The 23,747-nt window shown below is 33.7% G+C and carries 15 protein-coding genes; 8 read left to right on the forward strand and 7 right to left on the reverse strand.

Annotated elements, in window-relative coordinates; translation table 11 throughout:
* Nucleotides 1–146: 146 nt before the first annotated feature.
* Together AM500_RS12935 and AM500_RS12940 are read right to left on the reverse strand one after the other, a co-directional pair.
* A complete protein-coding gene (locus AM500_RS12935) occupies nt 147–2,552 on the reverse strand; it encodes a sialidase family protein (protein WP_197282593.1) in 2,406 nt (801 codons plus the stop codon).
* Nucleotides 2,553–2,952: 400 nt separating this feature from the next.
* The gene (locus AM500_RS12940; protein ID WP_053599581.1) at nt 2,953–4,872 is read right to left on the reverse strand and encodes a 3'-5' exonuclease; all 1,920 of its coding nucleotides are present in this window, start codon (nt 4,870–4,872) and stop codon (nt 2,953–2,955) included.
* A gap of 191 nt (nt 4,873–5,063) precedes the next feature.
* Between AM500_RS12940 and AM500_RS12945 the strand changes: the two genes are divergently transcribed.
* Nucleotides 5,064–5,423, forward strand: coding sequence for a hypothetical protein (locus tag AM500_RS12945; RefSeq protein ID WP_053599582.1), 360 nt, complete (start codon nt 5,064–5,066; stop codon nt 5,421–5,423).
* Nucleotides 5,424–5,468: 45 nt separating this feature from the next.
* On the opposite strand, the gene AM500_RS12950 is transcribed toward AM500_RS12945, so the two are convergent.
* Together AM500_RS12950 and AM500_RS12955 are read right to left on the reverse strand one after the other, a co-directional pair.
* On the reverse strand, nt 5,469–5,792 hold the full coding sequence (locus tag AM500_RS12950; RefSeq protein ID WP_053599583.1) for a nucleoside triphosphate pyrophosphohydrolase: 324 nt from the start codon (nt 5,790–5,792) through the stop codon (nt 5,469–5,471).
* A gap of 9 nt (nt 5,793–5,801) precedes the next feature.
* Nucleotides 5,802–6,788 (reverse strand): HNH endonuclease, encoded by a 987-nt coding sequence (locus AM500_RS12955; RefSeq protein WP_053599584.1) that lies wholly within the window; start codon nt 6,786–6,788, stop codon nt 5,802–5,804.
* Nucleotides 6,789–6,908: 120 nt separating this feature from the next.
* Between AM500_RS12955 and AM500_RS12960 the strand changes: the two genes are divergently transcribed.
* From AM500_RS12960 to AM500_RS12970, 3 genes are read left to right on the forward strand one after another with little or no spacing between them, the layout of a single operon-like run.
* Nucleotides 6,909–7,103: a DNA modification system-associated small protein gene (locus tag AM500_RS12960; RefSeq protein WP_053599585.1), complete on the forward strand. Its 195-nt coding sequence runs from the start codon at nt 6,909–6,911 to the stop codon at nt 7,101–7,103.
* A gap of 4 nt (nt 7,104–7,107) precedes the next feature.
* Nucleotides 7,108–9,123 carry a DNA sulfur modification protein DndD gene (gene dndD, locus AM500_RS12965; RefSeq protein ID WP_053599586.1) on the forward strand — a complete coding sequence of 672 codons (2,016 nt, stop codon included), beginning with the start codon at nt 7,108–7,110 and terminating at the stop codon, nt 9,121–9,123.
* A gap of 4 nt (nt 9,124–9,127) precedes the next feature.
* A complete protein-coding gene (locus AM500_RS12970) occupies nt 9,128–9,493 on the forward strand; it encodes a hypothetical protein (RefSeq protein ID WP_053599587.1) in 366 nt (121 codons plus the stop codon).
* Nucleotides 9,494–9,536: 43 nt separating this feature from the next.
* Here the strand turns inward: AM500_RS12970 and dptH are convergent, their stop codons facing one another.
* The 3 genes from dptH to dptF are packed head-to-tail and all read right to left on the reverse strand — an operon-like array spanning nt 9,537 to nt 18,475.
* Entirely contained in the window at nt 9,537–14,744 is a 5,208-nt protein-coding gene (gene dptH, locus AM500_RS12975; RefSeq protein ID WP_053599588.1) for a DNA phosphorothioation-dependent restriction protein DptH, read from the reverse strand.
* The gene (gene dptG, locus AM500_RS12980) at nt 14,725–16,152 is read right to left on the reverse strand and encodes a DNA phosphorothioation-dependent restriction protein DptG (RefSeq protein ID WP_053599589.1); all 1,428 of its coding nucleotides are present in this window, start codon (nt 16,150–16,152) and stop codon (nt 14,725–14,727) included. The genes dptH and dptG overlap by 20 nt, the downstream gene beginning before the upstream one ends.
* A gap of 7 nt (nt 16,153–16,159) precedes the next feature.
* Entirely contained in the window at nt 16,160–18,475 is a 2,316-nt protein-coding gene (dptF, locus tag AM500_RS12985) for a DNA phosphorothioation-dependent restriction protein DptF (RefSeq protein ID WP_053599590.1), read from the reverse strand.
* A 196-nt stretch (nt 18,476–18,671) separates the two neighbouring features.
* Between dptF and dndB the strand changes: the two genes are divergently transcribed.
* The 4 genes from dndB to dndE are packed head-to-tail and all read left to right on the forward strand — an operon-like array spanning nt 18,672 to nt 23,740.
* Entirely contained in the window at nt 18,672–19,769 is a 1,098-nt protein-coding gene (gene dndB, locus AM500_RS12990; protein ID WP_053599591.1) for a DNA sulfur modification protein DndB, read from the forward strand.
* A 2-nt stretch (nt 19,770–19,771) separates the two neighbouring features.
* Nucleotides 19,772–21,361, forward strand: coding sequence for a DNA phosphorothioation system sulfurtransferase DndC (gene dndC, locus AM500_RS12995; RefSeq protein ID WP_053599592.1), 1,590 nt, complete (start codon nt 19,772–19,774; stop codon nt 21,359–21,361).
* A 19-nt stretch (nt 21,362–21,380) separates the two neighbouring features.
* Nucleotides 21,381–23,372, forward strand: coding sequence for a DNA sulfur modification protein DndD (gene dndD, locus AM500_RS13000; protein WP_053599593.1), 1,992 nt, complete (start codon nt 21,381–21,383; stop codon nt 23,370–23,372).
* Nucleotides 23,369–23,740 (forward strand): DNA sulfur modification protein DndE, encoded by a 372-nt coding sequence (dndE, locus tag AM500_RS13005; protein ID WP_053599594.1) that lies wholly within the window; start codon nt 23,369–23,371, stop codon nt 23,738–23,740. The genes dndD (AM500_RS13000) and dndE overlap by 4 nt, the downstream gene beginning before the upstream one ends.
* The last annotated feature ends 7 nt before the right edge of the window (nt 23,741–23,747 follow it).

Here is a 23,747-nt window from a genome sequence, read left to right on the forward strand (position 1 = left end):
GCCTTCCCTGCTTCTATTATAAACAAGAAGTAGATGCATGTAGTAGAAGGTGGACAAAAATGGTAGTCAAGGAGTTATCATAAATTGGATGGAACTGTTACGAAGAGTAGATAATGATTGGCTTCGTAACAGCTCCCATTCCTTAATTATTCCCTTATTATGACCTTGTCGGTAAATGTAGCCGCTTCTTGATTTGGCTCCAATGTTTCACCATAAACGTTATAAATAGCCAGATTAGGGTCTAATTCAAACTCCGCTTCATAAGCTCTTGGTTTAAGATCCGGGACAATTCCTTCAAAAATGAATCTCGAGTTGTCTATTTTCTCTACCAAGTCAAGTTGGATTTCTTGTCCGTCAATATTCCCTGTCACCCGCTTATTGCCCATTAACATAACAAAATCATCAAATTCGATCTCTACCTTAATCTTCTCTCCTGAGCGATAAGGCGTTGGATTTCCGGATAAAACATTGAACGATTCGATTACTGGCTTTGGTGCCGGTCTATATTTTTGCCAATCTAATTTGAGGTAATCCATGTCAATCTTCATATAGTCCATGACAGTATTGGCCGTTCCTTCAAAAAACAGGCCAATTTCACCGTTCGCCAGGTTGGAGAGGCTTGAATATCCATAGTGGCCTTCTTTTACTAGCTTGCTATATTTCCAGTTAAACGAATATTTTGTCCGGCCATTCTCATGGGTTCCATCTTCCTCAATTAACCCTGCTTTCACTGTTCCATTAATTCTGCTTGAAGAATCACTTGCACTCGAAAAGATGACAGCTTCCTTGCCATCGATCTGGCCATTATAACGGATAGCTGACATTTGGCTGTATGGTGCAGTCAAAGCCTTTTCAGTCACGACTTCAGAATCCCATGTTTCTCCGCCGTCAAAGCTTGTCGCAATTTGGGCGTATCCCGAGTAATTCCTCATGAATAACTTCAATTGGCCGTCCGGCATTTCGACAACTTGCGATTCTGTAATTTCATGATTTGAGCTGGTAAAATATCGTTCATTGATGGTCTGTCCATCTACAATCCTGCCTTCATTTGGAGACTCTCCGCGGTGCCATGTTTTCCCGTTGTCATCACTGTAAATAACGGCACTCGCCTGTCTGTTATATTCATTCAAGAAATAAACTGGGAATACGAGTCTTCCTTCGTTAGGTCCCTCAGTCAGCTGGATGCCATTTCCTGGACCTGTCCCTAAGAAGATCATCCATTCTTCTTTGACTTCATCATTCAAATCGATTGGTCCTGTCCATGTCTTTCCTTCATCGTCACTATAAAAGAGCTCAAGATATGATGTTTTAAACGGTTTTAGTGGAGACGTTTCACTGAAATAGTTATCTATTTTCTCACCATTCAAATATAAATTACGGTCTTCATCAACCGTATAATCTGTAGGTGTTCCACTTTGGTCATACACGATTCCATTTTCTCTAATCGTGTATTCATTTTTGTTTTCATCCGTTAAATACAGATATTGCTTACCATCTACAGTTTTAAATCCGGTTCCTTTATATGCATTATTTCCAAAGCCCCCCATAAGTCCAGCTCCATGAGGAAACCCGTCAACAAGTGCAAAAATTCTTTCGTTGGACTTGTCTTGTACGAATGACAAGTCAATATTGGATGCTTTGTCCGGGTAATCATTGATGACAATTCCATCCTCTTCCCATGTTTGTCCCTGGTCAAAGCTTCGGCGAACGACAGCATCGATATTGTTTGGCGAATCTCCTCCGTTTTCAACCCGTCGGTCAATCCCAGCAAGCAGTGTTCCTTTTTCAGTATGGAGTAACGCTGGAATTCGATAATTATTGGAATCCATGAAGCCTGGATAAAAAATACTTTGAGGCTTTGGTGCTGAATCAGGCAAAGGATTTTCCAATGATGCAGCTTTTGTTTCCCCGGTAATCGATGTCAGCGCCTCATCAGAAAGTGGCTCACTGAAGACCTTCGCAAAATCAATATTGCCCTTGAATGGATATTGGTTGCCGCCAGCTGCCCTTTCCGTCCTACCTAACTGCGCGCTGTTTGCTTCATAGATATTACTTAGGAATTTTCTCGGAGACTTTGAATCTTCCTTAATCAATTCACCATCCAAAAAGTACTTATAACCCTTATCCTTGTCTAGGACCATCGCGAGGGTATACACTTTATTTTCTTTCAGGTCGACCTCGGTGCGAACATGCACATTCGTCTTTGCTTCACCTGGCTTCTCAAGCCGATTTTCACTTCCTATTACTGCAGGTGAAATATAAAGATTAAAATGTCCGTCCCGAACTCTATTATTACTTAAAGAAAAAAGGGACATAATCCCCGAGCCAGAATATTGGAATCGAACAATAATTGTTCCCTCATCCAATGCCTTCAGCTGTTCTACGTGATCATTCAAGTTAGTGAAATAACCGTCTTTAATAATTTGGTTTTCTACCTGTAAAATCGGATCCGTTAGAGCCGCAGTTGACACGGCAGAAGCAGGTTGAACCTGTCCAAAAACTAAAGTGGCAATAAGCATAAATAATATGAATCTCGAACTTCTTTTTTTCACTAGTATAATCTCCCCTTCCAAACTAATCATGTGAATTCCATCTCCCATACGAAGCTTGGTTTCCCCACTTCTTGACAACGCTTTCAATTCACTATGTAAAATTTTTTTGATTGGTCACCTCGCTTTCTCATAACTTTTTCATGCTGCTACGTTTCTATGATGTTACCGAAATAGTAGCATAATTGATAGCTTGCTGTCTAATTATTATGAAAAATGACAATTAATTGTCATTGGGAAATTTTTATGTGGGACAAGTTAAGATTAAATACAAGATAACTAGGTGTGCTTAATAATAAAAAGAGGATGAATCCAAATGGATCATCCTCTTTCTATCCCAAGTAACTTAAGAATAGTGTTAAAAAGAGCTGTCCATTAAGGACAGCTTCATTGTTGATCCTAGCTACTTTATTTGTTCCTTGATTGTTTCGTGGTTTATTCTCTCCTTTGTTACAGTATCCATATACTGAGTGAATTCAGACTGCCCGGAATACGACAAGCACAAGTATTCCTTCGCCCTTGTCATTCCAATATAAAGCAATGACACTTCCCTTTCCTTGTCTTCTTCTAAAGGAAACGGCATGGAATCGGTATTCACAATAAAAACAGCGCGGAAATCAAGTCCCTTAGAGCTATCAATGGTGCTAATCTTTATCTTCCCATCTTCTTTTTCAAAAGAACGCTTAGAGTGTTCGTTTTCAGTTATCCAATAGTATGGCAGTCCGGCATCCTTCAATGACCTTTGTATGATGTCAATGACGGGATACTTTGAGGTCCGTTTTACACGATAAAGGACAAGTATTTCCTGATAAGGAACTTTCCGCTCTTCATGGAGCTTTTTCATTTGGCGTGCAACCTTCTTCATTTCCTCAAAAAAATTAGCAGCTCGGATGATTCCTGGGTCTGGCCCTTTCCGCTTTGTGCTTTGCGGGGCAATTATCTCACCTTCCAAATCTCGATTGACCACTTTATTCTTTAACATTGAATGCTTCCGATAAAAATCCCAAGCAAACTTCACAATTTGTGCCGTGTTTCGATAATTAATGGAGAGGATTTTAGACCTGCCCTGAAAGCTAAGGCCAGTATCTTGAAGATATGACCGTTTGCGTTTATAAATGTCTTGGGCACGATCCTCTACTAATAATAAGGACTGGGTATTCTCATTAAGAAGCGAACTCACCAGATTCAGCCATTGGGCTTCGAAATCCTGGCCCTCATCTATGAGGATAGCGTCATAGTATGGAAGAATGGTTTCCTTCTTCTTTATCTTCTGGACAATAATCGGAATCTGTTGTTCCTTTATCCTTAAATCCTTTTTCAACCATGCATGGAAATTCCGAACAATGATATTCCGATTGTTCACTGGGTTAACAGCATCGCCATCAGCATAATTAAAATCAAATAAATCTTCCGGTTCATTGAGCATATGATTGATCATCTGCTGAATAGAATTAGCCAGGGATATGTTATAACAGAGAATCAGGATCTTCCAATCGGGATTCTGTTTGGAAAGCATTTTTGCACGGCTTGCAAGGATGATTGTTTTCCCGCTTCCCGCCACCCCGCGAATCAATCTGTTTTTATCGCCAAGTTGCTTTGCCAGGTTTTCCTGATGAAGATCCATCGTTTTTATATCATGCAGAGACAAGAGTAACTGATCCTGGTATGGTACCGGAGGCTTGTACTCCGCACTGATTCTCACCTCTGGGAAAAGGTGATAACGGATTGCATTAATATCTTCAAAAGACAAAGGCTCTCTTAAACGGTACGGAACGACAAACATATTGAGGATTTTTTCCATTAATATCTCCTCAGAAAAACCTTCTTTATCCGGATCAATCTCATCCCGGTTCAAGCAAAGCTGCGGATCAATGACACTGTAAAGCCCTTCCTGAACAAAATCCTTAGCATATAGTCTTGTAAATACGACTCCATACCCATAAGGAAACTTCAAGTTAAACTGATGCTTCCCTTCAGTTTGTATTAGGTTTTTATCCTTTTTCAGAACATCAACAACTTTAAACACATTGTCCCGCGCCTGTTTTAAAGGGCTTTTTATAACAGCCTGATCGCCTGAAGAAGTCAGGATATGCCATTCTTCATGGTTAAGTTGATATAGAGTGCTCTTTGTATAATCCTTAACTTCCAAAACAAGCAAACCCAAATCAGGCCCGATGATAACAAAATCCGGCCTTCGTCCATGTATCTCTGGTTCAAAATAAACAATATAATCGTCAGGCAAGTATGTTTTCAACGTACGGAACACGAGCCGCTCCCCGGCGGTCGCACTGCTCCGGATCGTTTCTGGAACCGTAATCGCCATAGTATTCGCTCCAAAATATGTATTTTTCTACATTATACTACAATCTTAATAGAATCCACCTAAATATTTACAGAATTAATGCTATAATGAGGTTTTTAGAGCTATTTTTTGAAAAATTCATTGTAATTTTTTAGGGAAATTTTAGAATAGAGGTAAAGGAAGTTTTATAAATTGGAAAGTGATGTGAACGTATGCTTAAAGGATTGATTAATAAACTTTTATCTCCGACCATACAGCAGCCGGTTAAAGAAAAAACAATTAGCACGAATGAAATAGAGGCTATTGTCGAGGCAAAATTAAAAGAACATGCCGCGACATTAGAAAAACCGGAAGCTGCTCCAAATGGCAAAGATGAAGATTACTCATTAACTGATAAACAAATTGATTTTGCACTATCCCTACTGGACAAAGTGAAAAACGAATATATATTGGTTACAGACCCAGCCAACCTTACCTTAAAGGACTTAAATAAGTTAATTGCATATAACAAATTCAAAAATAAGGGGATCCTAATAAACCTGGCCAAAAAAGGAGTGATAAAGAAGATATAATAAACAGCCCCCATTCGTTAAGAATGGGGGCTAAAAATGTTAATATTACTCTTCTACATCAATTAAAAAAATTTTATTATTAAAAGTTCCTCTAATTTCAGCTTTCCTTCTTCTCGTTTCTTCTAAATCCTCTTCACTAATTCCATGAGTGGCAGCTAGACAATAAACCACTTCTAAAATATCTGCTAATTCTTCAACTGCCTCTTTATCATTACTTGAATGTAAATACTCATTCCATTCTTCTTTTGCTTTTTTCTGAAGTTCAATTATAAATTCAGCATTTCCTAATTGTTTATATGAAAACGTCTTTCCTTCTTTTTTAATTATTTCAGGAATGTTATCCCGTATTAATTTGTTGTATTTAGTCATATTTCTCCCCTAATTAGGAACCCAAATATCAGAGATTCCGTTATGCTTTGAATAATCGTAAAGCTGAATTAACTTTTCCTTCCTATAATTTTCAAAATAGTTTACTGTCTCATTTAGCTCTTCTTTTACAAGTTGTTCATTTCTAATAATAATACCTTCTAAATAATAGTAATCAGCAAGTTTGTCTCTTTTCTTACTATTACAGGTTGAACATGAGAGTACTAAATTCCATAAATTATCATTCTGAATATAACTCCAGGGGATAAAATGGTCTACATGAGTTTTAATGCTCTCTCTATTGAGAGCTCTTTTACAATAGAAACAAACGTTATTGTCATGTCTCATTAAAATATCTAGGTATTCATATAATGAGTTTCTTTTTGAAACATTCTCAACGTTATTAAGCAAATAATTAATATTGGGCACCTGATTATGTTTTTCAAGAAATTTAGCTAGATGGTAGTTAGTCATATAAGTGACTAAACGTTGGTACTTTTGTAGAAATTTAAAAACCGGTGGATTAAATCTTAGATGCTCCTCCTTTAAATCAAATTCATAAAAATATCCATTTATATCGGAATAAAAAGCTCCAATTACATATCTTTTTCCGTTTTTCTTTACTTCTTTAATAATTTCCAGTTGTATAGAATCTTGTATTTTATCAAAGGTCAAATCACTTGGAATTGAATATTTTAGTGCATAATCTTGAAGAATTTTTTGTATTTTCGATGGTTGACTTCTACTGCTTGATTGCCATAAATCGTGGTGAATAACTAAATTCCAATAAATTTTGGTGAAAGAATAAAATAATTTATCATAATTTAATTCCAATGCTTCATTCAAATTATATAGGTTTTCTAGTAAGGATTTGAGAAAACCATATTTATATGACATGGTAACCGAAGAATTAAAATAAAAGTTATTTAATGATATCCAAATATCATCGTCAGTTAAGTATTTTTCTTTTATTTCCCCTACCTGCAGATCCCAACTCAACTTGAAAACCACCTTTACATCGTAATGGGAATATATGTATTATAACATTGTCGTTTTTCCCTGTCTAAATGTGTTAAAATTTCAGTATACTAGTCTATTTTTACTATGGGGGAAATTAGTTTGAAAGAAATTGAAAAAAGAGAATTGGAACTGTTAGCTAAGATTTGTCATAGGAATGGTATACCTTTAAAACTGGCTAAACAATTAATAAAATCATCTAAGGATTTTTCTTATGAGAATGTTAGTCAAAGTACTAGAACATCGGAGTATAATGATTTAATAAAAATTAATATGAAAGATCGTACAATAGGGTGATGGCATGTTACTAAAAAAGTTAGTTTTCGATAATTACAAAACATATTATGGTTTTCAGTCAATAGACCTTTATATTCCCAAGGATGTTAGAGAAGAGAGCGGAAAAAACATTATACTTCTCGGAGGGCTTAACGGCGCAGGAAAAACAACTATTCTTAAAGCTATCCTATATATCCTTTTTGGTAAAAGGGGGATATCGGATACTGAATATAAAAGGTTGTTTTCAAACATTATAAATAATACTTTCTTTAGCGAAGGAGGACGAGAATGTTCGATCTCTCTTACTATTGAAACCGATTTTAATGAGGAATGGACACTTAAAATAAAATGGTACTTTGACCAGAATAAGAGAATGACTCATGAGAAACGGGATCTTGAGGTTAAGAAAGTTGGAGGAAAGACATCAAAAAAAGCTAGAATTGATAATATTGAGGTATTTAATAAATTCATTGATAGAATAATACCTTATCATGCAGCTCCATTCTTTATTTTTGATGGTGAGGAAATTAAAGATATTATTCTGCGTCAGAATAACAATGAAATGAAAGAAGCCATTCAAAAAATTACTGGAATAGGAGCATATAAGCAATTGCTTTCTGATCTTCGGGGTTTGAAAAGCAACATTGAAGGTAAATTAGCGAGGTCAGTGAGTCATTCTAATAAAAGTAAACTTGAATCTGAATTAGATCAGATTAATGAAAAAATAACTCCCTTGGATTCAAAGAAACAGCAAATATTAAATGAAATTAGGAAGTACGAATCTTTAATTAATCAAACAAAACAGGTTAGAAATGATAAGGTATTACAAAACTCAAAATCTAGAGAAGTCATTATTAAAAGACAATCCCGGGTTCAAACTGAATTAGATCTTGCCAAAGAAGATTTGAATCACCTTCTCAAGGAGAATATGGTTAACATTATTCTCCGGGACAAAATAACTAAATTAAAAAGGAAATTAAAAGCTGAGAACGAAGTTAGCCATAAGAAAATTCTACAAAAAGCTTCTTTAACTCCATATCACAACTTTATGGATCAACTGCTTAGCAAGAGTATAACTCCCCCACTTTCCAACGAGCAGCTAGAACAGATCAAGAAAATTGGGGAGGATGTCTGGATTAAAGAAAACCATATTCGTTATACCGTACCTGAAAATTTTGAAGAAATCCATGACATTTCAAACAGTGATTATGCTTACCTGATTAATCTTCCTATAAGAGATAAACAGGAAGTTACAAACAGAATAAATAATATAGAAAAAATGCAACAAGATTTAAATGCGATCGAAATTGAAATTAGGAATGCTCCAGAATCAGTAAACATTGAAGAAGAAAATCAAAAAATAGATATGCTTGTAAAGAAAGTAGGTGAATTTAACCTTCGCCTTAGGTCAATTAATTCTAAGTTAAACGAAGCTAATGCGGAGAAAACCAATATACTTAATAGACTTAGTAGAGTAAGTGGCCAGGACGAAGGCTTAGAAGACCTTCAAAAACAATATAAAGACGTAGAGAAAACAATTAATGCAATGGAACAATATGTTTCAGAAGTAACTAAGCTAAAAGCCACTTTTATAAGGGAAGAATTTTCTTCTATGCTTGTGCGCTTGTTTAGAAAGCAAGATGAATTTGGAAAAATAGAATTTGATATTAATACCTACACTATTCGTCTCTATAATGACCGTATGCAAGAAATTAGCATCCAAGATCGTTCAGCAGGTGAAATGCAAATGATTTCTTCAGCATTTATTTGGGCATTAACAAAAGCGTCCGATTTATCTTTACCTATGGTAATTGATACTCCACTCGGAAGGCTTGATAGTTACCATAGGAACCATTTAATAAATCACTATTACAAAGAGCTAAGTGAACAGGTTATTATCCTCTCAACTGATACAGAGATAACTTCTGATTATATTAAGTTAATGGAAGCAAACTCTTATAAACAATACATGCTAGATTATGATGAGGCAAAGAAGTACACAGTTATACGTGATGGATATTTTGATTTTGTAAGAAGGTGATCAAATGGCAAATAGAAGAATGTCTTTATCAGAACAAGGGAAAGAAATTTTGGACTTGTTAACTGATGCACTTGAAATTGATAGACCAATGGCTGTAAGAATTGGTCTAGCTAAAGGGATTTCTATTTCTACGGGGCAAGTTAACGAAGATTTTGCAGGTGGAAACAAGTGGACTATTCCTGATGGTATTATAAAAGACAAGGAATACCTTCTTTTTAAACACTTAATAATAAGTGAAGTGAAAAAACCCTTAACTGAGGATGAACTTCATAAACATATGATTTTGTTTATAGAAAAGGGACTAAGAAAACTCAAATTAGACCTCGATAATAAAAGTTCTTTGGAAGATTTTAGACTTAGTGTTCTATAATGAAAACCCCCATTAAAATAAATGGGGGTTTTCTATTGCCTAATTAAATTCTTTCAGACAAAGGAGTAATATTTACAATACTAACTGTCGGGTTAGATAATTCACCATTATCTTTTAATACTGGCCCATGGACAATACATTGCCCTTTCTTTAATGTTGAAAGTACATTTTCCCAGTACTTCTTCTCAGAATTATCTTTTGTCAAGCTAGCTGCAATATTGGATACTTCCTGTTCCGGTGGTGAAAAGTATACCTTCTGAGAAGAGTTTTGCAGCCTTGCAAGCTCATCGGCAGACAATTGGGACTTAAGGAACTGTGTTGCATACCAAGCGGACCACCCAAATTTTCTACCTTCAGTTAATATTCTTGCCGATGGTGATTTCTCGGTATGGTCTAAGTTTTGAGCCTCATCCATAATAACTGGCATTGGTTTATTTTTGTGCCCATTTCTAACTGAGTAATTCCATAGCTCCCATAGAATAAATTCAGTAATAATTAACTGAACATCCCTTGGAAAACCAGTAAGCTGGATTACATATACTTCCCCATTACTCTCAATAATGTCTTTCCAGTTAAAAGAGTTATCAGAACTAAAAGGGTTACGATCGATAAGAGGCCTTATTTGTGATAATGCTGTTTTTGCATATGAAGAGCCATCTTCTTCAAGCATTTCTTTAAGCTTCAAAAGGTTCATATTTTGACCGTATCGATCTAATCCATTTAGAATGGCCTCATAAATAGAATTTTGCTGCTGAATTCCTAAAGATTTATATACTGCTGCAAAAACACTTTTAACTCGTTCTGCAATATCTGTGTTGGATTCATCTAGTTGAATTCCACCTATATCCCTCACATTCTTACGGAAGGGGTTTATAGGCAACTGTTCACTATAAACAATTTTTTGCTTTAGTTTCTTACCTAAAAAATCTACAAACTCAGGTTCAAGTTGATTTGGGAGAAACCCTTCTGTGTAATCTATTACTATGCTGGAGATACCTAACTTTGATTTTTCCAGAAGTAAACACTGCATAAAGTAAGTTTTACCTTGTCCTGATTTACCAGAAATCAATAAATGCCTGTTCGCTAAACCTTTGTTTCCGTATTCCCAATAAATTTCTCGATTAGAGTTTTCTGCTTTACCTAATTTTATTCTTGCTGTTTCATTAAACTTCTTTACTGATTCTTGGATTTCATCCTTCTCTTTAAATACCTTTTTATCTAATTCAGTTTCGACGTTGCTTATAGAAACAGGATCTTCTCTTTCATTTTCCTCTTTAAGGCTCTCTTCAATTTCGCCTTTTTCAACCTTTGGCTCTTTATAGGTTGGTCCTTCACTTTGATTTGTACCATCGGAACCATATAATAGATTACATGGCTTGTATTTGTAAGATAGCATTTCTTCTTTAATAAAATCGTTTTGTTCCTCTTGTATCCAATTACGCATTTCTTGTACAGGCTTAACTAAACCGTTATATCCATCAAATTCGGTCAAATTCAATAACAGGACATTGTCTTCCAAGAAAGCACTTCTGTGATGAGAATTTTTCTGAAATGAGAGAATTGCACCATGTCCTATATATTTGTGAAGATGCTCTGAAATTTCGAAATCATCTATTAGTAGCTTTTCAATCACATCATCTGTTAGCTTATAATCCTTTCCTTCCCAAAAACCATTTTGCTCTAGTTTTGCAGCATTCGCGATTAGCAATTGAACAAAGAAATTCCTATAAAACCTTGCCGTAAATTCTTTTCCTTCTTCACCTATTAATGTTTCTACAAATAGTTTTTTCGTTTTTTCTACCTGTTTACGGGCTTTATCCAGTACTTCTCCTCTATTTAACCCAATTTTAACCTCCACCGGATAAAAATGAAGAGATAGCTTTCCTTCCTTATTCTCTAACCCAATTAAAAGCAAATCGTCACTGTGGCTTCCTTTTACACCAAGGTTTTTCGCAGTAAATACACCCTCGGACCTATTTAAACTTACCGCACCAGCAACTCTTAATATTTCTTCAAGAGACACAGGAATCCACTTAATATCAGGATGATCAAAATAAGAAACAGAGAATTTAATTGCTGAAATAATACTTAGTTTTTCTCGATCAAACTGACCTTTACTTCCAATAATCCTTAGTAACCACTCACCATTAAAAGTATTAAAAGCTCTTATAGTCTCTAAAACGTTTTGATCTGTACCCTCAACATCCTTTTGTTTAAGGAATTCTTTAATCACTGCATAGTACTGGTTTGATTTATTAGTTACTGTTATTGCATCATAACGACTTGATGATGAATATTGATCGCTATAATGGATAACAACCAAATTTCCGTCGTATTTGTTGAAAAATTCTAAATCCATAGAAGGATCTACAAATGTTACCCAGAAAGATGATTCAAACACTTTTTCCAATGTTACTTCATCAGCAGTTGTCGTACGAGAAAGAATAGCCTCTCCACGTCGATAACTATCGTGTCCACCATTTCGAAGGTTTGCGGCCAATTCATTAACAAAGTAGGCTGTTTTCGCAAGATAATTAATATCATCAACACTATAAGCTTTTGTACCAAATCCACTCTTGTAATTTTCTTCATCTTTCATTGAAGGAACGCTCGAATATAATCCCTCAATAGAAATTCCAGTAGTCATCTCATTCATAGGCTGAACAGCATGATGTTCTTGAGCATGCATTTTATAAAACGTTATGTGAGAATATCTGTATTCAGCATCGGAATTCTGTTTATAAAAAGAAAGTTTTTCTCTTATCGTTCGTATTATATCTTCGGGTTCAACTTCTTTTGATTCAAGTTTAATATTAAATGTTTCTTCAAATTCTTGTATTGACTCAATTATTGAGTATAAATCAAACGCACTTTCCGTAAAATCTCCATTGTTATAAAGAGTAACTTCAACTGGCTTTAAACCTTCCAAACCATTTTTATCAATTTCCTTTAACATCCATTGAAATATCCCTCTAATAACCTCTTTATCATTTGTTATATTTAAAACATTAAGTCTTAATGGAGCTTGTGAATTATTGATGAACAAGTAGGAAAAGTGCTCTTTAAATTGGGAAATTTTATCATGAACAACCTTTGCTAAGTAATGATTTGCATCGGAAACAGATACTTTATTAACTGGTTTAAAAGTTAACCATTCATATGCTGCTTTTTGATGATCAGGTTTAAACAAATTTTCTTCATCATATATAAAAGGTATTAAAGCATCTGGAGTTAGCCTGGTAAGTATACTGTTATCGATCTCCTCTTTATTTAATAGTTCATATGTTTTTAGCTTAAATGCGACCATTAATGGATGGAATGGTGTGAAATACAATACTTCATTTGATTGAATCATACCTAATTTAAACAAATCTATACCTTTACTGCCTGCCGGGGATCCCGCTTTAAAGCTTTCTATTTCCTTAATATATTCATTAATATAAGCTAGAGATCTACTCTTTAAATCATCAGTAACTGTACAAAGGCTAGGGATTGAATTATTTATTTTGAAGTATGTTAAAAATCTGCTATAAGCTTCTCTTAAATTATCACTCAATTTTATATCTTGAGGATTAAGGTTATCAGATTCATTTATTGCAAACTTTAAGCCTTCCTCGACCCAAAAGTTTTCCCACTCAAAAAATTCCCTGTACTCAGAATGGAAGTAAAACTCACGATTTTCTAAAATTAAGCGGTTGTTTTCTTTTATCCACTGTATGTCCATACCTGTTTCCCGTACTAACTTCCAAATTCGTTGTCCGTTTATTGGTAAAGAGTCAGGCAATTCGTTTACTAGCAGAAAAGGTACAATACCATAATCAAATTCAATATTGAATGATAATGCCTCATCATCATTAAAAGCTTCCGGCAAAGGCAATAAGATTAACTGCTCATCTTGTGTAACTTTATATGTTTTACTACTTTCTGATACCTCTAGCCTTTTTCTTTCAAAACCGGATCCAAATGTTAGACTTTCATCAATATTTCGTAATTCAATAAACCCTCCAACTGGGTCCACTAGGTATTGTGATTTAAAAGGATCTAGATATTCAGGCTCAATAGGCAAGATGGCAATCAGGAATTCTGCACCTAATGAAGACTTTTTATCATGTCTATAAGTAAATCTAGCAAAAGTTGCTTTATTGGGTTGCGCCGAAAGACTTGCTAAAATATTTTTTTGTTTTACTTGGATTGTTAAAATATCAGTAAACTGTTTAGGAATGGTTAAGAAATCAGAGCTTAAACTGTTATTATCTTTGCTCAAAAGGAACCCAGCTTGTAATTGAATTTCTTCCCTCTGTTCAGGATTAAAAATAATAATATTCCTTTTTCTTTTTCCGGCAGCTGTTTCACTTTGGGGTTTATCCCAGTATTTTATTTTGTTATCAATAGTTAAGGAAGTAAGTTCAATTGATTTTTTTCCAGGTTCATTTTTACTTCGAAAAACTTCAGGGAAAATTTTATCCTTCCAATCTTCTTTAAAAAGTTCCCTAACGCCCTCTGGTTTGAACCTCTTTTCCAATTCATCTTGGCCTAGGCCATAGTCATGTACTTTTCTTACATAATCAAATAAATCCCTATTTTCTTGAATACGTTCCTTTTGGTCTTTCCCCTTAAATTTATCAAGGTCCGGATCTTTAAAAAGACCAAATTTATAGTATTCTTGGTCATCGATAGAACCTTTTTGTAATGTAGAAAAAATATCTTCAAATTCAAAAAATGAAATTTGTTGATATGCTTGTTCTTTTAATAACACGTCAAGGTTATCAAGTAATATTATTTGATCAATTTTTGGCAAAATACTTTTTTCAATTTCACCCTTTAAGTTTTTAAATAATGAGGAAGGATGTAACGGCATCCCTTCTTTTTGCAAGTCACTGCTTCCACCCTGGATGGAGTCCAACTGTTCAGAAACAATACTTAACAATGATGTATTTTTCCAAATGCCTTTTTGTTCTCCGACCAGGTTTCTAAGAGTTACTAGGAAATCAGGTTTTACATTCTCAGAAGTGTAGGCAATTACTAGGTTAATAGAATTAAATGCCAACGAAAAAGTCTTATACTCTTCACCAAACTCATGTTTATATGTAAAATCTTTTGACCCCTGTATTTTCCCTAGAGCGTTTACAAGGTGACTGATGTCCGTTTCTTTATCAAGTTGTAGATAATATCGATCTCCTGCTTTTAAACCAACTTCTTTAAAATAGTTTACTAAAAGGGATGAAATGTAGTTATAAAACTGGTTTGACATACTGAGAATCACCACTATCGCTTTTTTTGTCCAAAATATTCAAGTTATCCAATAAGGTTATTATTTCTTTTTTTGAATAACGATCAAACTTTAAACCTCTTTTTTCAAACTCTTTAAATAGTTCGTTTAAGGGTATTCTGTTATCTTTAACAGCAACAGCTGTCATTAAAAGTAGAAAGTCTTGTTTTACATTTAGTACCGGTCCAAGGCTTCCTCTATTTTTTATAAATTGGTTTGCTCCCAAATCATCTATATTGCCACCGTACCTGTCGGCAACATCAGAACTGGTACCTTCTTTTACACACTCAAATAGGACTTTAAAAGCACTTGGCAGATCAGATGAATTGTCGGCGATTTTTATCTTACCTTTGAAAGCCCATAGTTGATATTTTTCAATCCAATTTTTTACATCAATTAAAAAGTCTTTTTCGAAATCTAAACCATTGCTTTGAACTAATTTTAATAATCTACTATAAGGAATAAACGAAATGCCCTCGTTACTTTCCCCTAAAGGCTTATTCAAAGAATTATGGCTAAGCTGTGAAATTGTGTGTATATGAGGAAAGAGGTTAGGTGCATGTTCCTTCACAAATTTATATCCTTCTATTGGATCGGCTGCCATTCTTCTCTTAGTAAGAGATTCCCACTCTAAAGCAAAATAAAATGGCTTTACTTCTTCTAAATCTGCATCCGTAAATCGTTCAAATTGAAACAAAAGTTGAATTGAATACATAAAAACATAGTAGTGTGTTAATAATGGAAATGCTGTAAGAAAATAATCCTTATATTTACTAATATAGAAAAGGTCCTCTTGATATAACTTTCTTAAAGGTTCAAGTAAAGGTTGATACTGTTGATTAGAGTTTGGCTCAACAGCTTTCTCAAAATCACTTAACTTCTCGAGAATTAATTCTGTTAAAATATCATCTGTCTTTTTATTTTTGAATACTTGTTTAATTTTATCATTTTCCCCTACTAGTGTTTCACTCATAAATAGTGCATACTTTCCGAATTCATTTTTTAACTTTTTATCCAATTTCATGTAATTAAATAAAAAGGGATGGATCGGTTTAATTTCATCTTGATTAAATAGATACTGATCAAGAAAACGAACAAAATCAGCTACTGCTTCCTCATTATCATTAAAATCCACAGTTTCTGCGATATACTCGCTGAGTTCATTTTCAGTTTCTGATACATATAAATCCTTTTTCTTAATGGCTTTTTCATTAAAAGTAACACCACTAACGTTTCTAATATATTCTCCCATAACTTTATTAAATTGGTCTCTTATTGCACGAGTCCTCTTAGTTAAAAACGGCAAAACATCTAGAGCGTTTCCGGTGTCATGTTTATTCTTTTTTTTCAACAATTCATCAAGATACTCAACATGGAGAATTCCAGGCATAATTTAACTACTCCCTTTCAAATACAAAGGCATCAAAGCTATCTCTTTTAATCGTATAAAATCTCTTGTCTTTAGGGAAAACGATGAGTAATTCTTTTTGTTTTTCTCCAAAATTCATTAGTTTCTCTAAAAACTCAACAAATTTAATGGCGTCTTCTTCATCTCTTTTATTAGGCCTGTAGCCATTTTGCACCTTAAATAATAACTCATAAAGCTGAAAATCTATTTCCAGTAAAATTTTCTTACTCGAATCCCCCCCATGATAAGCTAATATGATTGAGGATTTAAATGTATTTAAAACATCGTTCGTAGTTGTTATTAGATGGTCAACTGACGGGCAAAGTTCAAGTTTTTGAGCCAGCCGGTATTTTTCACTAGGCTTGTCCAAATAAATATAATCTTTTTTCGGGCTTCCTTTCCATTTGAAAATTGCAGACTTCATTTCATCATAAAATGCTCTTATTTTTCTTTTGTCCCCAGAATTAAAATAGTATAGATTTTTTAGAAAGTTAATGTAACTAATATCTTTTAATTCATTGGCAAATTCCTTATTTGTTAAGAAAGAGATCCTAATAAATGATTCAAAAAATAGGTTAAAAGAATGCTCGGTTAAATCACTTCTAGATAAAAAAGGCTTAAGTAATGATACAAATACTTGATCTTGAATATACTCTCTAATTTTCGAGTCCCAATCGGTAATAGTATTTAACTCAATAACTAGTCCATCAATTACTGAAGATCTTATGTGAATCGGATCAATATCGCTAATAGCTTGTAAAATAAATGATCTTTCTTTTCGGTCAAATAATAAATTGGATAAGGAGTAATTTAATTTCTCGAAATCGGTTAATAAAGATACATTCTGTAAATTATCTGGAATTAGTATATCAGAAATAAAATTCAAAAATGCACGAGCAGAGATAACAAGTTTCTTTTGAACTATGGTTTGGATAACAAGCTGAACTACTTGTTCCTGTACATTTTTATTTGATAACATTTTATAATTTTCATGAACCATAGTAGTTATATTGTTTTTCTCGTCTTCTAAAAGTGCTAAATAAAAAGGATTATCACTACTAGAATTGACGATTTTCTCAATTAAAGTTGAATAAAAAGTTGATATCGGTCCATTACTAGTTAATTCATAAGCGTGGTAGTCACCAAAACTAAGAAGATCAAATACTTCCTCGCTATAGTGGGTAGTTATATTTTGTGAAAACAAATCACTTTTATCAACAAATTTACTCAATTGATTATAGGTAAATTTATTATGCGGAGCATTTATAAAATTGTGAAGTACTCCCATATTAATTGCTAGAATCACCTTATCATTTGAACTACTATAATGCTGATCTGAGAAACCACTTAAGATTTCTTCAAGAGTTTCTAGGGAGTTTTTGTTAGGTGAAAAACTTTCGGTTGCATCGTTAAATATAGTATATTCATCAATTAAATCAGGTCTCTTTTTCTTTAAATAAGCTAATAAATGAGATTTACCATCGCCTACACTACCGCATAACAAAATAAGGTTCGCTCCATCACGGTTTTTATTCCGTTCTAAAATGTTTTCCAAATCCTCTTGGATGTTTCTTTTTACATGAAGGTAATCCTTAAATTTGCTAAATTGACTCGCATTCTCAATAGCTTCCTGTGAAGATTCACGAAGTCTTTTTATTTCTCTAACTAAATAACTTTCCCCTAGTCCTAAATTTTTTGTTAATATATTATTTGTAAGAGATTTACTATTTTCTTGTGGCGTAGTTTCTCCGTTATGATTTTTTTCCTCGCCATGTTCTTCCTCAGGTTTTTCTTCCTTACTTTTTTTAAGAGTTTCAAATATATTAGGTCCTAGCAGGTCGAAAATTTGATTTTTCACTATTTCCGCAACATTTTCTTTCTTAGGCGGTTTTGGAGGTTCATATGAATTTACTTGTATTTGTTTTAATGAATAGACTTCAGTAAACCAAACCCCTAATTTATGCATCTCTTTATGTAATTTAAATGCTTCAGTAATATCATTAAATTTTGGGTCATGTGCTGCTTTATTTCCTATTAATCGGATGGTATCAAATGACCGCTGTATTTCTGCAGGTAAGAAGTCTTCCTTAGCAAGTAAATTTATTTTGTCGTAAAATGTTGCTTGATAAGGAATTTCTACCCCTTCAAATTTGAAGACTTCACCAAGTATATTTTCTGCAAATAACCTAGCCTTAATAACAGAACTACTAGGATCTTCGAATAATAACTCCTCCATCTTCTTGGCACTTGAAGCTGCTTCAGGTACAAGATCCTCTAAAAAATCCAAGAAATAATTCTGACTCACTTTCCACTAACCTCCGTCTTGTTCTTTCTATTTATATTATCATATAAAAAATATATTTTTCCGCAAATATAAACCATAACTACATAATAGTACCATCTATTTGGAAATTAGAATATTTGTTCGTAATACTTGTCTAAATTTACATAAAAACTTATAATCATATTATAAAATACGTACGTAAAAGGAGAATAAGTTTATGGATGCTACCTTTAGCTATAATTTTCCTGCTATTAGAGGAATACAAGCTAATAAAGAATATTTTGTTGCAATGTGTCCTCTACGCATTATTCCGAAAATATTTTTATTTGATGAGGAAGAGATCCCGCCAGAACATAGAGCGCAAAGGATTCTAAATAAATCAAGGATCCCTGATATAACAAATTACATATTAGAGAACCAGAACGATTATGTCTTTTCTTCTATTACTGCTTCTGTAGATGGTGAATTAGAGTTTGTACCATATAATAATGACCCTTCTTCTAGAGATTTGGGTCAACTAAGAATTGCATTGGATGCTAGGTTCCTAATCAATGATGGACAGCACCGACGAGCAGCTATTGAGGAAGCATTAAAAATTTCACCCGAATTGGGTAATGAAACAATATCGGTTGTCTTCTTCCATGATGAGGGGTTAAAAAAATCCCAACAAATATTTTCAGATTTAAATAGACACGCGGTAAATACTACCTCATCGATTGGTATTCTTTATGACCATAGAGACCGTATTGCCATGGTTACCAAGGAAGTCATAATCTCAACTCCTTTACTTCACCGGTATACAGATAAGGAGAGGGTGTCTTTATCAAAAAACTCTCCTAAAATACTTGCTTTAAATCATGTTTTTAATACAAACCTTAAATTATTGGGAAAAACAAAAGGTGATAATATTAATATAGTAGAGGAAGAATTTCTAAGAGAATTTTGGGGTCTTTTATGCTCTTCTATTGTAGAATGGAATTTGGTGTTTAATAAAGAGCTTACTCCTCGCGACTTAAGAACCAATTATATAGTGGGTCACGGGATTTTTATTGAAGCAATGGGGTTAGTAGGGAATTATTTAAGAAACTATTATCCAACTGATTGGAAAAACTATATTAAAAAGTTGTCAAAGATTGACTGGAGTCGAAATAATGTAGGCGATTGGCTTGGCAGGTCTTTTAATCAAAATGGACGAATTCAAAAAACTTCGTACACCATTCAACTTACGTCAAATCGGATAAAGCAATTGATTGGTCTACCATTAACCGAATCAGAACAAGAACTCGAAAATAAATTTTTCGAAGGAGTTAAATAAATATGGATGGAATTATTAGTAATTTATTATCAAAAAAGCAGCCATTGATTGATCAAGCAAAGGAACAAATAAAGAATGCTTATAAGCTCGACAGTCGCCCATGGGTGGTAGGATATTCGGGAGGAAAAGATTCAACTGTAGTTGTACAGTTAGTTTTTGAAGCTTTAGGCGAAATGGACAAAGAAGAGCTTCATAAAAAGGTCTATGTGATTTCTTCGGATACTCTCGTGGAAACTCCTCTAATTATCAATTCAATAAATCAAACACTTAGAAGGATACAAGATGAAGCGCTAAAGAGGAATTTACCATTTGAAACCCATAAAGTTAAACCAATTGTAAAAAATTCGTTTTGGGTGAATATCATTGGCAAGGGTTATCCTACTCCTAACCAGCAATTTAGATGGTGTACTGACCGTCTGAAAATTGATCCTGCAAATCAATTTATTATGGACAAAGTCTCTTCTTTTGGTGAGGTGATAATGGTTTTAGGTGTTCGGGAAGATGAAAGTGCAACTCGAGGAAATGTAATTCGATCACATACGGTTGACGGTAAACTTTTCATGAAACACTCTACATTATCAAATGCATACGTTTATGCTCCTATTCGTGATTTTACTGTGGATGATGTATGGAATTATCTTCTTAACCATCCATCTCCTTGGGGAGATGACAACCATGATTTACACCGGCTTTACCAAGATTCCAGTAGTGGGGAATGCCCTTTAGTGGTTGACAAAAACATTAAAGAAAGTGCAGGCTCTTGCGGAAACAGCCGATTTGGTTGCTGGGTTTGTACTGTAGTGAACGAAGATAAAGCTCTCACTGGATTTATACAAAGCGGTCACGATTGGATGAAACCATTATTGGATTATCGAAACTGGTTATCTAGTATCCGTGATGACCGGACTAAAAGAATGCGGTATAGAATGAACGGTCAAATTTACTTTAAAGATGTAAGAATGGAAGACATTGATGGTATTAAATCTGTTATTATTCCTAAAAAATCGGGCAGAGCTAGGCAAGTAATTAAATTTGAAAAATTCAAGGTTGTACCTAGAGATGAATTAAAAGCATACGTAGAAGAAAATAATATCGATTTAAGCGCTCCAGAAGACCATTTGATATTGGTTTCTTATGAAGAAGAAGGGCTTGACGGCCAAAAAGCAACAAAATACGCCCAACTTGGATTAGGACCTTTTACAATGGAAGCACGTAAAGAAATGCTAATAAAATTACTTGAGGTTCAAAGAGATCTTAAACATCCTGAGGATCCAAACTATGAGCTAATTAGTAATGAAGAATTAAAAGCTATAAGAAGAATCTGGTTTAAGAACGGGGTTTGGGAGGATGAAATCCCTGTCATCTTTAAAGATATTATGGGATATTCATTGGATTGGGAAATTGACGACCGTCCCCTATTCGATAAAGAACAAATTTCTGATTTGGAATTAATTGCAGAACAATATAAAGTTGATATTAATGTAATAAAAAAACTTGTTTCTATTGAGAAAAACTACGCAGGTTATAAAGTACGAAGAGGATTAATGGACGAAATCGGTAAAGCTTTAAAACAAGATTACCTGCATCTATAAATTTAAAAGAGGTTTGGCCATGATTATTAATGAAATACAATTAATTAATATAGGACCCTATAGAGGTAACAACTCTATTGATTTACGTCCAAATAACGACCAGAATGTAATTTTAATTGGTGGCGAAAATGGTGCAGGAAAAACAACATTATTAAATGCAATTAAACTTGGACTTTTTGGTTCATATGTTTATGGCTTTAAAAATGACAATGCTGAGTATTTTAAGAGAGTACAAGGTTTCTTGAACCATGACGCTAAACGGAACAAGGAAAATAATTTCAGAATTAAACTCGAATTTACGGTTGTAGAAAATTTCGAAAAGACTACTTACACTTTGTATAGATACTGGAATTATAACTCCTCAAATAATTTAAAAGAACATTTTGAAGTAGTATCTAGTGGTAAGCATTACTCGGAATATGAGAGAGAATTGTTTAATTCTAAATTAAGGGAGATTATGCCTCCACAGTTACTTGATCTTTGCCTTTTTGACGGTGAGGAAATATCCAGGATTGTAAACGAAGACTTACTTTCTGATTACCTTAAAAATTTATCTCGTGTTGTCTTTAACTTAGACTTATTTGAAACCCTAGAAGACGATCTGGAAACATACTCATCACAGACTCTCGATTTAAAAAAAATGCAATCATCCGAAAAAGAATTATACAATTTGAATTTAAAAGAGAAAGATCAAAAAGCAAATGTTTTTTCTCTTCAAAAAGAAATAGACTCTCTACTGACCCATAAGCAAGAAATTCAAGATGAATATCAAGTACTAAAAAACGATTTCGAAAGCTACGGTGGACTTGTTAAAAAAGAGAGAGATGAGCTTTTAACGAAGATTAATAAAATTGAGCACATTAGAAAACAAAACTCAGAAAAAATTAGAAACTTTGTATCTAATCTTCTCCCCTTCTATCTTTTAGAAAATTTGCTCAAAGAAACTAAAGAACAAATTCATGATGAAGAAGCTTTCCAATTATATAGGCAACTTGATAAAAAACTTACTGATACAGCACTAAACCAATTACTTAAACCTATAACTGCTATATCTGCTGAATCAACAATGAAAGAAGCTTTTAGGGCTCAGTTACTTAATTTAGTTAAACCCGATCAAAATCTATTACAAATACATGGGGCATCTCCTTCTGAAAGTAGCCTTGTTGAAAATTTAGCTAATAAGATAGCAAGTAATAGTTCTAATAGCATTATTACATTAATTGAAGAAAATAAAGAACTTCTTCAGAATTTGCAGGAGCTTAAAGCAAAAATAAAAATTAATGATACAACAAATGAATTCAGTGATATGTTAATTAAAATTGAAGCCAACCAGAAAGCTTTAGCTGAATTAGAGTCAAAAATACAAGAAGCTAAACTCAAATTAAATCACTCTTTAAAAGAGTTGCAGGATACGGTAACCGCAATAGAAAAAATTCAAAGTGTTTTAAGAGATAGTGATAAAACAAAAAGTTCTTTCACAGAATCACAAAAAATAATAGCATTTAGCCGCCGATTTAGGGAAGTTCAATTAAAGAAAAAGCTTCAGGAAGTTCAAATCGAGGCTACTTCTATGCTAAAAAGAATTTTCAGGAAACATAATTATGTTTCTTCAATTCAAATAGATAGCGATACGTATAATGTTGTACTATTAGATTCTCAAAAAGAACACATTGAAAAAGCAACACTATCCGCAGGTGAAAAAGAAATACTATTGATTTCACTAATTTGGGCAATATTTAAATGTTCAGGAAGAAAAGTTCCATTTATTTTTGATACGCTATTGGGCCGTTTAGATAGAACTCATAAAGCGGGTGTATTAAAAGAATTTATTCCCAATAGTGGTAAACAAGCTATCATTTTATCAACTGATAGTGAAATAGATGAACATCATTATGACTTGTTAAAGGAACATATTGCCAAAGAGTATGTACTTAAATTTAATGTACATAGAAAAGAAACTTTGGTATTAGATCACTACTTTTCATTTAATAAGGTGGAAGCTAAACTATGAATTTTCGATTAAAAACCTCCAAGGTCACAGGTGAAAAACTAGTAGGACTTCAGTCTACTACCGGCTTAACTTGGAATATATTATCACGGCTAGCAATTTCACTCTCTTTACGAGAACCCTCCAAACCCGAGCTAGTGGAAGATAAAAGTGGTTTAGAAATACACCGTAATGCACTAACTGGTGAGAATGACTATATATATAAAGCTCTAATTAGACAACATGCTAAACGGCATGTTCCTGAAGAAGAATATTTTCCCGACCTCTTTAATGCCCATATTGAAAGAGGTATTGTCTTACTTGAAAATGAGTATAAACACGCTGGGAACTATGAAAAATTACTAATGAATTTACTTAAAATTGAAGATTAGGTGATTT

The organism is Bacillus sp. FJAT-18017, from assembly GCF_001278805.1.
Lineage (GTDB): Bacteria > Bacillota > Bacilli > Bacillales > Cytobacillaceae > Bacillus_D.

What these genes read in the sequence shown, in the direction of transcription:
- AM500_RS12940 (WP_053599581.1), bottom strand. Translation starts at nt 4,872, where the DNA reads ATGGCGATTACGGTTCCAGAAACGATCCGGAGCAGTGCGACCGCCGGG.
- AM500_RS12945 (WP_053599582.1), top strand. Translation starts at nt 5,064, where the DNA reads ATGCTTAAAGGATTGATTAATAAACTTTTATCTCCGACCATACAGCAG.
- AM500_RS12950 (WP_053599583.1), bottom strand. Translation starts at nt 5,792, where the DNA reads ATGACTAAATACAACAAATTAATACGGGATAACATTCCTGAAATAATT.
- dndD (WP_053599586.1), top strand. Translation starts at nt 7,108, where the DNA reads ATGTTACTAAAAAAGTTAGTTTTCGATAATTACAAAACATATTATGGT.
- AM500_RS12970 (WP_053599587.1), top strand. Translation starts at nt 9,128, where the DNA reads ATGGCAAATAGAAGAATGTCTTTATCAGAACAAGGGAAAGAAATTTTG.
- dptH (WP_053599588.1), bottom strand. Translation starts at nt 14,744, where the DNA reads ATGTCAAACCAGTTTTATAACTACATTTCATCCCTTTTAGTAAACTAT.
- dptG (WP_053599589.1), bottom strand. Translation starts at nt 16,152, where the DNA reads ATGCCTGGAATTCTCCATGTTGAGTATCTTGATGAATTGTTGAAAAAA.
- dndB (WP_053599591.1), top strand. Translation starts at nt 18,672, where the DNA reads ATGGATGCTACCTTTAGCTATAATTTTCCTGCTATTAGAGGAATACAA.
- dndC (WP_053599592.1), top strand. Translation starts at nt 19,772, where the DNA reads ATGGATGGAATTATTAGTAATTTATTATCAAAAAAGCAGCCATTGATT.
- dndD (WP_053599593.1), top strand. Translation starts at nt 21,381, where the DNA reads ATGATTATTAATGAAATACAATTAATTAATATAGGACCCTATAGAGGT.
- dndE (WP_053599594.1), top strand. Translation starts at nt 23,369, where the DNA reads ATGAATTTTCGATTAAAAACCTCCAAGGTCACAGGTGAAAAACTAGTA.